This window comes from Pseudomonas sp. MYb327 (assembly GCF_040438925.1).
Lineage (GTDB): Bacteria > Pseudomonadota > Gammaproteobacteria > Pseudomonadales > Pseudomonadaceae > Aquipseudomonas.
Genome location: NZ_CP159258.1, coordinates 3213406 through 3227119 on the forward strand (window position 1 = coordinate 3213406; position 13714 = coordinate 3227119).

13 protein-coding genes are annotated in these 13714 nt (G+C 59.5%); 9 read left to right on the forward strand and 4 right to left on the reverse strand.

Annotated features, from left to right (window positions below; all coding sequences use genetic code 11):
* The first annotated feature begins 291 nt into the window (after positions 1-291).
* The 9 genes from ABVN21_RS14455 (at position 292) to ABVN21_RS14495 (ending at position 9966) form a co-directional block, all read left to right on the forward strand.
* Positions 292-1290 (forward strand): phosphoesterase, encoded by a 999-nt coding sequence (locus ABVN21_RS14455; protein ID WP_339553175.1) that lies wholly within the window; start codon positions 292-294, stop codon positions 1288-1290.
* Positions 1291-1544: 254 nt separating this feature from the next.
* Positions 1545-2960: a cytochrome c oxidase accessory protein CcoG gene (ccoG, locus tag ABVN21_RS14460; RefSeq protein WP_339553174.1), complete on the forward strand. Its 1416-nt coding sequence runs from the start codon at positions 1545-1547 to the stop codon at positions 2958-2960.
* A gap of 11 nt (positions 2961-2971) precedes the next feature.
* The gene (locus ABVN21_RS14465; RefSeq protein WP_339553173.1) at positions 2972-3511 is read left to right on the forward strand and encodes a FixH family protein; all 540 of its coding nucleotides are present in this window, start codon (positions 2972-2974) and stop codon (positions 3509-3511) included.
* A 111-nt stretch (positions 3512-3622) separates the two neighbouring features.
* A complete protein-coding gene (locus tag ABVN21_RS14470) occupies positions 3623-6073 on the forward strand; it encodes a heavy metal translocating P-type ATPase (protein ID WP_339553172.1) in 2451 nt (816 codons plus the stop codon).
* A gap of 22 nt (positions 6074-6095) precedes the next feature.
* Positions 6096-6314 (forward strand): cbb3-type cytochrome oxidase assembly protein CcoS, encoded by a 219-nt coding sequence (gene ccoS, locus ABVN21_RS14475; RefSeq protein WP_339553171.1) that lies wholly within the window; start codon positions 6096-6098, stop codon positions 6312-6314.
* Complete coding sequence (locus tag ABVN21_RS14480; protein WP_339553170.1) at positions 6307-6990, forward strand: sulfite exporter TauE/SafE family protein; 684 nt, start codon at positions 6307-6309, stop codon at positions 6988-6990. Before ccoS ends, ABVN21_RS14480 begins: the two co-directional genes overlap by 8 nt.
* A 140-nt stretch (positions 6991-7130) precedes the next feature.
* Positions 7131-8513: an oxygen-independent coproporphyrinogen III oxidase gene (gene hemN / locus ABVN21_RS14485; protein ID WP_339553311.1), complete on the forward strand. Its 1383-nt coding sequence runs from the start codon at positions 7131-7133 to the stop codon at positions 8511-8513.
* Between the two features lie 91 nt (positions 8514-8604).
* Positions 8605-9339 (forward strand): fumarate/nitrate reduction transcriptional regulator Fnr, encoded by a 735-nt coding sequence (gene fnr, locus ABVN21_RS14490; RefSeq protein WP_339553169.1) that lies wholly within the window; start codon positions 8605-8607, stop codon positions 9337-9339.
* Between the two features lie 78 nt (positions 9340-9417).
* The gene (locus tag ABVN21_RS14495; RefSeq protein ID WP_003223345.1) at positions 9418-9966 is read left to right on the forward strand and encodes an adenine phosphoribosyltransferase; all 549 of its coding nucleotides are present in this window, start codon (positions 9418-9420) and stop codon (positions 9964-9966) included.
* Between the two features lie 116 nt (positions 9967-10082).
* Here ABVN21_RS14495 and ABVN21_RS14500 read toward each other — a convergent pair whose 3' ends face one another.
* The 4 genes from ABVN21_RS14500 to ABVN21_RS14515 all read right to left on the reverse strand — a co-directional run bounded on the left by ABVN21_RS14500 (position 10083) and on the right by ABVN21_RS14515 (position 13671).
* Complete coding sequence (locus ABVN21_RS14500) at positions 10083-11231, reverse strand: acyl-CoA dehydrogenase family protein (protein WP_339553168.1); 1149 nt, start codon at positions 11229-11231, stop codon at positions 10083-10085.
* Positions 11232-11406: 175 nt separating this feature from the next.
* Entirely contained in the window at positions 11407-12009 is a 603-nt protein-coding gene (gene recR / locus ABVN21_RS14505) for a recombination mediator RecR (RefSeq protein WP_339553167.1), read from the reverse strand.
* A gap of 79 nt (positions 12010-12088) precedes the next feature.
* Positions 12089-13123 carry an NADP-dependent oxidoreductase gene (locus ABVN21_RS14510; RefSeq protein WP_339553166.1) on the reverse strand — a complete coding sequence of 345 codons (1035 nt, stop codon included), beginning with the start codon at positions 13121-13123 and terminating at the stop codon, positions 12089-12091.
* A gap of 209 nt (positions 13124-13332) precedes the next feature.
* Positions 13333-13671 (reverse strand): YbaB/EbfC family nucleoid-associated protein, encoded by a 339-nt coding sequence (locus ABVN21_RS14515; protein ID WP_056856987.1) that lies wholly within the window; start codon positions 13669-13671, stop codon positions 13333-13335.
* Positions 13672-13714: the final 43 nt, after the last annotated feature.

Below are 13714 nucleotides of genomic sequence, written 5' to 3' on the forward strand. Positions count from 1 at the left end.
GTGGCGCCTCTACAGAAGCTGTAACACAGTGCGAATTAAAAAACACAAATAATACGATTTCGGCAAACTGTTTACTTCTCTCAAATAACTTCATCGACACCCACTTTTTTAATAACTTACAGACCAACAAATATATCACCCCAAGAAAACATATAACCAATAACAAAACCACGACACACATTTAATTAAAATTACAAAATAACTATTTGCGCACAAAGACCGAAAAACATAACTTCACCACACAAGATTTTCACAACACGACATTAAAAAAACCAATGGAAATGGATTCCCATGAAACTATTAAATCATCTACAACTTGTCAGCTTGTTACTCTTCGGCAGTCTACCCGCCCTATATGCCGTCGCAGCTGAACCATCACCCACTCACCTTGTTTTTGCCTCGGACCCGAAATTTCCCTCAGGTGAAAAATCCGATAATCACGAAGAGGAGTCCGCCGCTGACACGGAAACGCGTTCACGGTGGTTGATCGATGTGCAGTACTCCAGCATTGCTGATTTCAGGACACAGTCGGGTGGCGCCGCTGCGGTTCCCGTCATGATCAATGGCAACCTGACCGCATTCGGCCGAGACAGCGAACGTTCCTACATCAAGGCCGTTTTGCAAAACAAACTCGGCAATGTCTATGACTATGGCCTGGGCAATCATGACTACGACTTCAACGTCGCGAACTGCGCCAGTTGCGCGGCAGGGAGCGTCGATGACCTCAAGGATCGATACTGGGGGAAAGTGCCGAACATGGATCTCGCCACCAGAGCGTCAGGCTTGACGAAAACCTGGTACGGAAGCCTGGCGTATTCCAAGGACTTTGGAGACGTTCACCTGATCCAGCTGCATAACGAACCGACTTATGCAGTCAACTTTTCCACTCAATCCTTTATCAGCACCACTGCCTACGAAATCACCCCGTCTCTCGACTGGCTGGAACGTGATCTGCAACGAGCACGGAGCCAAGGAAAAATCATCTTGTTGAATTTGCATCAGCCACTTAGCTGGCCGGTCAAGGAAAGCGAAATCATGCGCTTCAAAAAGATGATCGAAGACTATGGCGTGACGGCGGTGTTTTCCGCCAATGCGCATAAGCAAACCGGAATGTACGAAGGCAGCAATTACATTTACGGCGACATTCCCTTGTTCATGAGCGGCTCGGCGACTCTGCAGAGCTGGTTGTATGCGAGCATCTCCGCCGACAGACAGCAAATGACCGTTAACGTCATTTCGGCTAACGACTGGCGCAACCCCGTCGCCACACACACCATCCCGGTCAAATAAGCCCAGCCGCGGCGCCAGTAGGTTGCCCACTGACGCCGCCACTTCATGCAGGCAGCTATACTGCACAAGTCAATTGACCTGCATCATGTTTTGTTACATTCGCTACACCATCTGTGGATTTCCCCCAACGCGACCAAAGGTCGCACCCTTGGGCTAGAGCGACAGGCGTATCATTGCGCCACTGCTACGCCCCTTTTTGACCGCGGTCGGCACGTACTGACCGAGGCATTTTTCCACTGCCGTGGGATGCAATGATGAGCAACCAGATTCCGGTACACGACGTCACTCCACCCAGCAAGAACGCAAACAACAGCGTCGACCTCTACGCCTCTCGAGAAAAGATCTACACCCGCGCCTTCACCGGAATCTTTCGCAATTTGCGAATGATGGGTGGCGCCTTTTTGTTTCTGTTGTATTTCGGCACGGTGTGGTTGAACTGGGCCGGCCATCAGGCCGTCTGGTGGAACCTGCCGGAGCGTAAATTCTTTATTTTTGGTGCAACCTTCTGGCCACAGGATTTCATCCTGCTGTCGGGCATTCTGATCATCAGCGCCTTCGGCCTGTTCTTCATCACCGTGTATGCCGGTCGAGTGTGGTGCGGCTACACCTGCCCGCAGAGCGTCTGGACCTGGATTTTCATGTGGTGCGAAAAGGTCGCCGAAGGCGACCGCAACCAGCGCATCAAGCTCGACAAGGCGCCCATGAGCGCCAACAAGTTCCTGCGTAAATTCAGCAAGCACTTCATGTGGCTGTTGATCGGTTTCGTGACCGGCATGACCTTCGTCGGCTACTTCTCACCCATTCGCGAATTGACCATCGACTTCTTCACCGGTGAAGCGGATGGCTGGTCGTATTTCTGGGTCGGCTTCTTCACCCTCGCCACCTACGGCAACGCCGGCTGGCTGCGCGAGCAAGTGTGCATTTACATGTGCCCGTATGCGCGCTTCCAGAGCGTGATGTTCGACAAGGACACGCTGATCGTTTCCTATGACCCGCGCCGCGGCGAAAGCCGTGGCCCGCGCAAAAAAGGCATCGACTACAAAGCCGAGGGCCTGGGCGATTGCATCGACTGCACGATGTGCGTCCAGGTCTGCCCGACCGGTATCGACATCCGCGACGGCCTGCAAATCGAATGCATCGGTTGCGCCGCCTGCATCGATGCCTGCGACGCCATCATGGACAAGATGGAGTACCCGCGCGGCCTGATCAGCTACACCACCGAGCACAACCTGTCCGGGCAGAAAACCCATAAACTGCGCCCGCGCCTGATCGGCTATGCCGTGGTGTTGCTGGCAATGATCAGCTTGCTGGTGACCGCGTTTTTCATGCGTTCGCTGGTGGGTTTCGATGTCAGCAAGGATCGCGTGCTGTACCGCGAAAACGCCGAGGGGCGGATCGAAAACGTCTACAGCCTGAAGATCATGAACAAGGATCAGCGCGACCACACTTACATGCTCGAAGCCGCCGGCCTGCCGGACCTCAAGCTGCAAGGCCGACGCGAAATCAAGGTCGCGGCCGGCGACATTGTCAGCCAACCGGTCGAACTGTCCGTGGCCCCGGAACAATTGCCATCGAGCACCAATGAGGTGAAATTCATCCTCAAGGATGCCGACGACGCCAGCATTCAAGTTGAAGCCAAGAGCCGGTTCATCGGCCCACAAAATCGTTGAGAGAAGTGAACATGCCCGCAGCAAACGCCGCAAGTCCCTGGTACAAGCACCTCTGGCCGTGGATCATCATCGGGATCCTGGCCTGTTCGGTGACCTTGACCTTGTCCATGGTGACCATCGCGGTGAAGAACCCGGACAACCTGGTCAACGACAACTACTACGAGGCCGGCAAAGGCATCAATCGTTCCCTCGACCGTGAACTGCTGGCGCAGACCCTGCTGTTGCGCGCCAGTGTTCATCTGGACGACGTGACCGGCGAAGTCGACCTGCGCCTGAGCGGCAACAGCCAACCGCAAACCCTGGAACTGAACCTGATCTCGCCGACCCAACCGGAGAAAGATCGCAAGATCGTCCTGGCTCGCAGCGAAACCGAACAGGGCCGCTACATCGGCCAGTTGAGCGACAAGGTCGAAGGCCGCCGCTTTATCGAATTGCTCGGTACTCAGGACGACCACATCTGGCGCATGTTCGAAGAAGAGATGGTCAGCCATGACAAAGACCTGCTGCTCGGTGATGAGCCGCTGCAAGGCGCCGAAGACCTGAAGAAATAACACCGCGCTTCGCGCATCGCGGGCAAGCCAGCTCCTACAGGATCGCGCGAACCTTTGTAGGAGCTGGCTTGCCAGCGATGAGGCCTTTCCAGACGATATAGACTCCACTTCATGACCACCCCACTTCCCTGCTACCACTGCGCCCTGCCCGTCCCGGCAGGCAGCCGCTTCACCGCCGTCGTGCTCGGGGAATCCCGCGAATTCTGCTGCCCCGGTTGCCAGGCCGTGGCCGAGGCGATTGTCGCTGGTGGGTTGGAAAGCTATTACCAGCACCGCAGCGAAGCCTCGGCCAACCCCGAAGCGTTGCCGGTGCAGTTGGTGGATGAAATGGCGCTGTACGACCGCGCCGACGTGCAGCAACCCTTCGTCCGTCACGAAGGTGAACTTGCCGAAACCACCCTGTTGATGGAAGGCATTAGTTGCGCCGCGTGTGGCTGGCTGATCGAGAAACACCTGCGCGCCTTGCCCGCGGTGGCCGAAGCACGGCTGAACCTGTCCAACCATCGCCTGCACGTGCGCTGGGCCGATGCGCAATTGCCGCTGAGCCAGGTGCTCAGCGAGTTGCGCCACATCGGCTACGCCGCCCACCCCTATCAGGCCGACCGCGCCAGCGAACAACTGGCCAGCGAAAACCGCCTGGCCCTGCGACAACTCGGCGTCGCCGGTTTGCTGTGGTTTCAGGCAATGATGGCGACCATGGCCACCTGGCCGGAGTTCAACATCGACCTCAGCCCCGAACTGCACACGATCCTGCGCTGGGTCGCGCTGTTCCTTACCACGCCGATCGTGTTCTACAGCTGCGCACCATTCTTCAAAGGGGCCATGCGCGATCTGCGTACTCGGCATCTGACCATGGACGTTTCGGTGTCGCTGGCGATTGGCAGCGCCTACATCGCCGGGATCTGGACCTCGATCACCGGGGTCGGTGAACTGTATTTCGACGCCGTCGGCATGTTCGCGCTGTTCTTGCTGGCCGGGCGTTATCTGGAACGCCGCGCCCGCGAACGCACTGCCGCCGCCACGGCACAGCTTGTGAATCTATTGCCCGCTTCGTGCCTGCGCCTGAGTGCTGATGGCCAGAGCGAACGAATCCTGCTCAGCGAACTGCGGGTCGGCGATCAAGTGCTGGTCCATCCGGGCGCCATCCTCCCGGCGGACGGCAAGATTCTTGACGGACAATCGAGCATCGACGAGTCGCTGCTGACCGGCGAGTACCTGCCTCAACCCCGCACCCCGGGCGACGCCGTCACCGCCGGCACCTTGAACGTGGAAGGCGCGTTGACTGTCGAGGTCATGGCCCTCGGTCAGGACACCCGGCTCTCAGCCATCGTCCGCCTGCTGGATCGCGCCCAGGCCGAAAAACCACGACTGGCCGAAATCGCCGACCGCGCGGCGCAATGGTTCCTGCTGCTGTCGTTGATCGCCGCCGCCGCGATCGGCTTGCTGTGGTGGGAACTGGATTCTTCACGGGCGTTCTGGATTGTGCTGGCGATGCTCGTCGCCACTTGCCCGTGCGCCTTGTCCCTGGCCACACCGACAGCGCTCACCGCCGCCACAGGCACGTTGCACAAACTCGGCCTGTTATTGACGCGCGGTCACGTGCTGGAAGGTTTGAACCAGATCGATACGGTGATTTTCGACAAGACCGGCACCCTCACCGAAGGCCGCCTGGCGTTGCGCTCGATCCGCCCTCTCGGCGCCCTCGACAGCGATCAATGCCTGAGTCTCGCCGCCGCACTGGAGAATCGCTCCGAACATCCAATCGCCCGCGCCTTTGGTCGCGCGCCACTGGCCGCCGAAGAAGTCCACAACACGCCCGGGCTCGGCCTCGAAGGGCTGGTTGGCGAACAGCGTTTGCGTATCGGCCAGCCCGGATTTGTCTGCGAACTCAGCGGCGCCGCCGTGCCATCAATACCGGAAGAAGCCGGACAATGGCTGCTGCTTGGCGATAGCCAGGGGCCGTTGGCGTGGTTCGTCCTCGATGACCGTCTTCGTGCCGACGCCCCAGCCCTGCTGGCGGCCTGCAAGGCGCGTGGCTGGCGCACGTTGTTGCTGTCCGGCGATAGCTCGCCGATGGTTGCCAGTGTCGCGGCCGATCTTGGGATCGACGAAGCCCGTGGCGGCTTGCGCCCGGATGACAAGCTGCAAGTCCTGCAACAACTGCACAAGGAAGGACGCAAGGTGTTGATGCTCGGTGACGGGGTCAACGACGTGCCGGTGCTGGCCGCCGCCGACATCAGTGTCGCCATGGGCTCCGCTACTGACCTGGCAAAAACCAGCGCCGACGCCGTATTGCTGTCCAATCGCCTCGACGCACTTGTTCAAGCCTTCAGCCTGGCCCGCCGCACCCGCCGCGTAATCATCGAGAACCTGCTGTGGGCGGGGTTGTACAATGGCCTCATGTTGCCGTTCGCCGCCCTCGGCTGGATCACCCCGGTATGGGCCGCGGTCGGCATGTCCATCAGTTCGTTGACCGTGGTACTCAACGCCCTGCGCCTGACTCGCACGCCGAGCGCGCCTGTCGCCAGCGCCACGCCAGAAACCCGTCCGCTGCCGGCCTGAGCCGCGCGGGCATGGAGTCCAGATGCCAGCTCTCTACGTGATGATCCCGGCCGCACTGCTGATCGTGGCCATCGCCATCTTCATCTTCTTCTGGGCAGTCGACAGCGGTCAATACGACGACCTCGACGGCCCGGCCCACAGCATCCTGTTCGACGATCAGGACCCGAACCACACTGCGGCAGTCGACGAGGCCAGCGGCCATCCGGCCAAACCCGACGACAAGGCGCCACCCCATGCTTGAATTGGCACCCCTGCTGGTGTCAGCGGTGATTCTCGGTCTGCTCGGTGGCGGCCATTGCCTGGGCATGTGCGGCGGCTTGATGGGCGCGCTGACCCTGGCGATACCCAAGGAACAACGCAGCCGACGTTTTCGTTTGTTGCTGGCCTACAACCTCGGACGAATTCTCAGCTATGCCACCGCTGGACTGTTGATCGGCCTGGCAGGCTGGGCGGTGGCCAACAGCCCGGCGGCGATGTTCATGCGCATCCTCGCCGGATTGTTGCTGATCGCCATGGGCCTGTACCTGGCCGGTTGGTGGAGTGGCCTGACGCGCATTGAAAGCCTCGGTCGCGGTCTGTGGCGGCATATCCAGCCGATCGCCAACAAACTGCTGCCGGTGTCGAGCGTCCCCCGTGCGCTGTTGTTGGGAGGGCTCTGGGGCTGGCTGCCATGCGGTCTGGTTTACAGCACCTTGCTGTGGTCGGCCAGCCAGGGCAATGCGCTGGACAGTGCGTTGCTGATGCTGGCGTTCGGGTTGGGCACGTGGCCGGTGTTGCTTGCCACGGGACTCGCCGCCGAACGCGTGACGGCAGTTCTGCGCAAACGCAGCGTGCGCATGGCGGGTGGGTTGCTGGTGATGTTGTTCGGGATCTGGACGCTGCCGGGGCCGCATCAGCATTGGTTGATGGGGCACTGAACTGTGGCGAGGGAGCTTGCTCCCTCACCACAAAAACCGGTCACGGCCACCTTTTACCCTTGACGCAAATCAAGATGCGCCGCCGCCCCGCCCCCTAGACTGGCCGACACTGCCAGCCTATCCGGGGGAACGCCCGCATGATGCTCGACGCCATTCGTTGGGACACCGATCTGATCCGCCGTTATGACCTGGCGGGACCGCGCTACACCTCCTATCCGACTGCCGTGCAATTCAACAGCCAGATCGGCACTTTCGACCTGTTCCACGCCCTGCGCGACAGCCGCAAAGCGTTGCGCCCGTTGTCGCTGTATGTGCACGTGCCGTTCTGCGCGAACATTTGCTACTACTGCGCCTGCAACAAAGTCATCACCAAGGATCGCGGCCGCGCCCAGCCCTATTTGCAGCGCCTGGAGCAGGAAATCCAGCTGGTCGCCTGTCACCTCGACCCGACGCAAAAAGTCGAGCAACTGCATTTCGGCGGCGGCACGCCGACGTTTCTCAGCCACGACGAACTGCGTCAATTGATGGCGCATCTGCGCAAACACTTCAATTTGCTGGACGATGATTCCGGCGACTACGGCATCGAAATCGACCCGCGTGAAGCCGACTGGTCAACCATGGGCCTGCTGCGCGAACTGGGTTTCAACCGGGTCAGCATCGGGCTGCAGGACCTCGACCCGGCGGTACAGCGCGCGGTCAATCGCCTGCAAAGCCTGGAAGAAACCCGCGCGGTGATCGACGCCGCGCGCACCCTGCAATTTCGTTCGATCAACATCGACCTGATCTACGGCTTGCCTAAACAGACCCCGGACAACTTCGCCCGCACCGTCGACGAAGTCATTCGCCTGCAACCGGACCGGCTCTCGGTATTCAACTACGCACATCTGCCGGAACGCTTCATGCCACAGCGGCGGATCAACAGCGACGAACTGCCGACACCAGCGCAGAAACTGGAAATGCTGCAGCGCACCATCGAACAATTGACCGCCGCCGGCTACCGCTACATCGGCATGGACCACTTTGCCCTGCCCGACGATGAACTGGCGATTGCCCAGGAAGACTCGACCCTGCAACGCAACTTCCAGGGCTATACCACCCACGGCCATTGCGACTTGATTGGCCTGGGTGTATCGGCGATCAGTCAGATCGGTGACTTGTACTGCCAGAACAGCAGCGACTTGAACCAATACCAGAACACCTTGGCCACGGCGCAATTGGCCACCAGCCGTGGCCTGTTGTGCAACGCCGATGATCGCCTGCGGCGCGCGGTGATTCAGCAGCTGATCTGCAATTTCAGCCTGGAATTCGCACAGATCGAAAAAACCTTCAACATCGATTTTCAAGGCTATTTCGGCGGAATTTGGCCTCAATTGCAGACCATGACCAAGGATGGCTTGATCGAGCTGGATGGCGAAAGCATCACCGTACTGCCAGCGGGACGCTTGCTGGTACGTTCGGTATGCATGGTGTTTGACGCGTATCTGGAGCAACACAGTCGGCAACGGTTTTCCCGAGTGATCTAGCTCTACGGCAAATCCGCCGTGCGCTGGCCTCAATGTCCTCAGGTGGGTTACCCTTACGTCTTATGTGTGATTTCCCACAAGGATTGAAGAAATGTCCGAGCCAGTAAAAGTGCGCGCTCATAATCAAGCTCATTGCAAGGATTGCAGCCTGGCCCCGCTGTGTTTGCCTCTTTCGTTGAACCTGGAAGACATGGACGCGCTGGACGAAATCGTCAAACGTGGCCGCCCGCTGAAAAAAGGCGAGTTTTTGTTCCGCCAGGGCGACACGTTCGATTCCGTTTACGCGGTACGCTCCGGCGCCCTGAAAACATTCAACTTGAGCGATGCCGGCGAAGAGCAGCTCACCGGTTTCCACCTGCCGAGCGAACTGGTCGGCCTGTCGGGCATGGACACTGAAAAACATCCGGTATCGGCGCAAGCGCTGGAAACCACTTCAGTCTGCGAAATCCCTTTCGAGCGTCTCGATGAACTGGCCCTGCAACTGCCGCAGTTGCGCCGTCAATTGATGCGCGTGATGAGCCGCGAGATTCGTGACGATCAGCAGATGATGTTGCTACTGTCGAAAAAAACCGCCGACGAGCGCATCGCTACCTTCCTGGTCAACCTTTCCGCGCGGTTCCGCGCTCGGGGCTTCTCGGCCAATCAGTTCCGCCTGAGCATGTCGCGCAACGAAATCGGCAACTACCTGGGCCTGGCGGTGGAAACCGTGTCGCGGGTGTTCACGCGTTTCCAGCAGAACGAACTGATCGCCGCCGAAGGCAAGGAAATCCGCATCCTCGACCCGATCCAGCTCTGCGCCCTGGCCGGCGGTTCTATCGAAGGCTGAATCAGACGAACGCGGCTGAGCGAAACGGTTCAGCCGCCGTTATACTGTGCCGTTTGCAGCCCGCCAGGACATCCGACGATGGTCTTCGACTCCTTCGACATCAAATCCCTCATCCGCCCCGTGATCGACTTCCCGAAACCAGGCGTGATCTTTCGCGACATCACCCCGCTGTTCCAGTCGCCCAAGGCCCTGCGCCTGGTGATGGACAGCTTTGCCCATCGTTACGTCGAGGCTGACTTCACCCACATCGGCGCCATGGATGCCCGTGGTTTCCTGATTGGTTCGGTGCTGGCCTATCAGCTGAACAAGCCGCTGGTCTTGTTCCGCAAGCAAGGCAAGTTGCCGGCCGACGTGCTAGCCGAGGGCTATGCGACCGAATACGGCGAAGCCTTCCTCGAAGTGCATGCTGACAGCTTGTGCGAGGGCGATTCGGTGGTGATGTTCGATGACCTGATCGCCACCGGCGGCACCCTGATTGCGGCGGCGAACCTGATTCGACGCATGGGTGCGCGGGTGCATGAAGCGGCGGCGATTATCGATTTGCCGGAGTTGGGCGGCTCGCAGCGCCTGGAAGATATGGGGATTCCGACTTTTTGCCTGACGCAGTTTGCCCTTACCGATAAGTAAGCAGCGACGGTGCTGACGCGATCGCTGGCAAGCCAGCTCCTACAAAAGTTTTGTATTCGATAGAACCTCTGTAGGAGCTGACTTGCCAGCGATGGCGTCATCCACCACACCACCCACTACAAACCCATCTGCTTACTGATGATCTCGTTCATCACTTCCCGCGTCCCCCCGCCGATCGACAGAATCCGGTTATCCCGATACAACCGCTCCACCAGACTCTCGCGCATGTAACCCATCCCCCCCAGAATCTGCACCGCATCGGTGGTGATCCGGTCAGCCGTGTCAGTGGCAAAGTTCTTGGCCATGGAAATCTCCTTGATCACACTCTGCCCCGCCGCCATTTTCGCTGCCTGGCGGTAGGTGAATTCCCTTGAGACTTCCAGCTCGGTGGCCATTTCCGCGAGACGGTGCTTGATCACCTGGAACTTGCCGATGGGTTTGCCGAAGGCTTCACGCTGGCGTGCCCATTTCAGGCTTTCCTCCAGCGCCAGTTGCGCAGTCATGTTGGCCATCAGAGCCAAAGCCAGGCGCTCGCTCTGGAAGTTGCCCATGATGCAGGCGAAGCCCATGTTTTCGCTGCCGATCAGATTGCCTACAGGCACCCGGCAATCATCGAAGAATAATTCAGCCGTATCCGACGCCCACCAACCCATTTTCTTCAGTTGCCGTCCCACTGTGAAACCGGGCGTGCCTTTTTCGATCATTAACAGGCTGATGCCAGCGAAACCCGGCTCGCCGGTACGCACCGCGACGGTGTAATAGTCCGCGCGCACGCCGCTGGTGATAAAGGTTTTACTGCCGCTGACACGATAAAAGTCACCGTCACGCACGGCGCGAGTTTGCAGGTTGGCGACGTCGGAACCGCCGCCAGGCTCGGTGATGGCCAAGGCACTGATTTTCTCGCCGGACAACACCTGTGGCACAACCCGATCACGGACGTCCGGCGTGGCCCACTTGAGAATCGGTGGCAGGCCAATGTCCAGCGAACCAAGACCCGCCACCAGGCCCCCAGAGCCACAGCGCATCAGCTCTTCGCTGGCGGCGACCTTGGCGAACAGATCGCCTTCATGACTGCCACCGTATTGCTCCGGGTAGCCGATGCCGAGAATCCCAGCTGTTCCGGCCTTGAGATAAAGCTCGCGGGGAAAGCTTTCGTCTTCTTCCCACTGATCAATGTCCGGAAGGATCTCGCGTTCGACGAAACGGCTGACGCTGTCGCGGACCAATTGGTGGCTGGGATCGAAATATTCCTGAAAGGCAGGCATCGGCGAACTCCACTGAAGGGTTCAGCGACGTTAACCGAGCGCTTGCTTGGTTTTCAACAGGATTGTGTGAGCCGGAGAAACCGAGGCGCCTGTTTCGCCAGCAAGCCGGCTCCTACAGGATGTTTGAAATGTAGGAGCTGGCTTGCCAGCGATGGCGTTAGTGCAGACGCCACGATTACAGCGAAATAGGCTTACGCCCAGCAAACGAGTGCGCCAACGTTCCGCCATCCACCAACTCGAGCTCGCCGCCCAGCGGCACGCCGTGGGCAATGCGCGAAGCGATCAGGCCTTTGTTGCTGAGCAATTGCGCGATGTAGTGAGCCGTGGCCTCGCCTTCCACCGTCGGGTTGGTCGCGAGGATGACTTCGGCAAAGCTGCCCGCCTCTTCGATCCGCGCCATCAATTGAGGAATGCCGATCGCTTCCGGCCCCAGCCCGTCGAGCGGCGACAAATGCCCCTTAAGCACGAAGTAACGCCCGCGGAAGCCAGTCTGTTCCACGGCGTAGACGTCCATCGGCCCTTCCACCACACACAGCAAGGTGTCGTCGCGCCGCGTGTCGGCGCATTGCGGGCAAAGGTCATCTTCGGTCAGCGTGCGGCACAATCGACAGTGACCGACCCCATCCATCGCCTGGCTCAGGGCCTGCGCCAGTCGCGAGCCGCCGCTGCGATCACGCTCGAGCAACTGCAACGCCATGCGCTGGGCGGTTTTCTGACCCACGCCTGGCAAAACGCGCAGGGCATCAATCAGTTGGCGAATCAAAGGGCTGAAGCTCATGGGGAAAAAATCCGACAAAACAACGAGACGCGGTTTATACCCGCGCCTCTGTTTAGCGTCAAATGGCAGCGTCGATTAGTCAGTCCCGGGCAACCCGAATCACCAGTTTGCCGAAGTTGCGTCCTTCCAGTAGACCGATGAATGCTTCAGGCGCGTTCTCCAGGCCATCGACCACATCTTCGCGGAACTTGACCTTGCCATCCCGCACCCACGGCGCCATGGCGCTGACGAATTCCGGCTGGCGGTCGCCGTAGTCGTCAAACACGATGAAGCCCTGAATCCGCACACGCTTGGTCAGCAGTGTGCGCTGCAATAGAGGAAGACGATCCGGTCCGCTCGGCGCTTCGGTTGCATTGTAAGAAGCAATCAGGCCACACAACGGAATGCGCGCCTTGGGATTGAGCAATGGCAGCACGCCATCGAATACCTTGCCGCCGACGTTTTCGAAATAGATGTCGATGCCCTTGGGGCACGCCTTGGCCAATTCATCGGCGAAATCCGGGCTCTTGTGGTCGATACAGGCATCGAAGCCCAACTCTTCAACCACATAGCGGCACTTGTCCGCGCCGCCCGCCACGCCAACCACGCGTAACCCTTTGATCTTCGCCACCTGCCCGACCACCGAACCCACCGCACCAGATGCTGCGGCAACCACCAGTGTCTCGCCGGACTTCGGCTGCCCTATGTCCATCAAGCCCATGTACGCCGTCATGCCGGGCATGCCGAGCACGCCCAAGGCCATCGACGGGCTCGGCAGGCCGGACGGCACCGGGATGACGCTGCGACCGTCGTTGATACTGTGGCTCTGCCAGCCCGTGGCGCCGACCACCAGGTCGCCCTCCTGAAACTTCGGATGGAGCGAGCGTTCGACCCGGCTGACAGCACCACCGGTCATCACCCCGCCGATTTCCACCGGCGCCGCGTAGGACGGCGCGTCACTCATGCGCCCGCGCATGTAGGGGTCCAGCGACAGGAAAAGGGTCTTGAGCAGCACCTGACCGTCGGCCAGTTCGGGCAGCGCCACCCGCTCCAGGCGGAAATTTTCCGGCGTCGGAGCGCCTACGGGCCGGGAGGCCAGGACGATGCGTTGGTTGAGGGTCAGGGGGTCGGACATGGCAGCTCTCCTTGATGGATGAATAGGGTGGTTTAGGGAGAAGACCCTGGTGGCGGTGATGCGTTCGATGATTCGTCAGTTGTACCGAGGTGGCATCATCGCCAGCAGGCGGGCTCCCTGGCAGACACCACACCTCTACCCGCCAGAAACAAAAATGCCAGGCGCGATGCCTGGCATTTTTTGTAGCTCATCTGTCGCCTGATGGCGAATCAGAATGGCAGTTTCATTCCCGGTGGCAATTGCATGCCTGCGGTCATGCCGGACATTTTGTCCTGGCTGTTGGCTTCGATCTTGCGTACGGCGTCGTTGACTGCCGCAGCGAACACGGCTTCCAGCATCTCGCGATCATCTTCGCTCAGGCCTTCAACCATGCTTGGGTCGATGGTCACGCGCTTGACGTCATGACGACCGGTCATCACCACGGTGACCATATCGCCCCCGGCTTTACCGGTGACTTCGGCGTTGGCCAGCTCTTCCTGCATCTTGGCCATTTTTTCCTGCATCTGCTGCGCCTGCTTCATCAGGCCGGCCATGCCACCTTTCATCATGGGAATCACCTCAAAAGTACTTGGATAAAAACAGCGCCCGGCC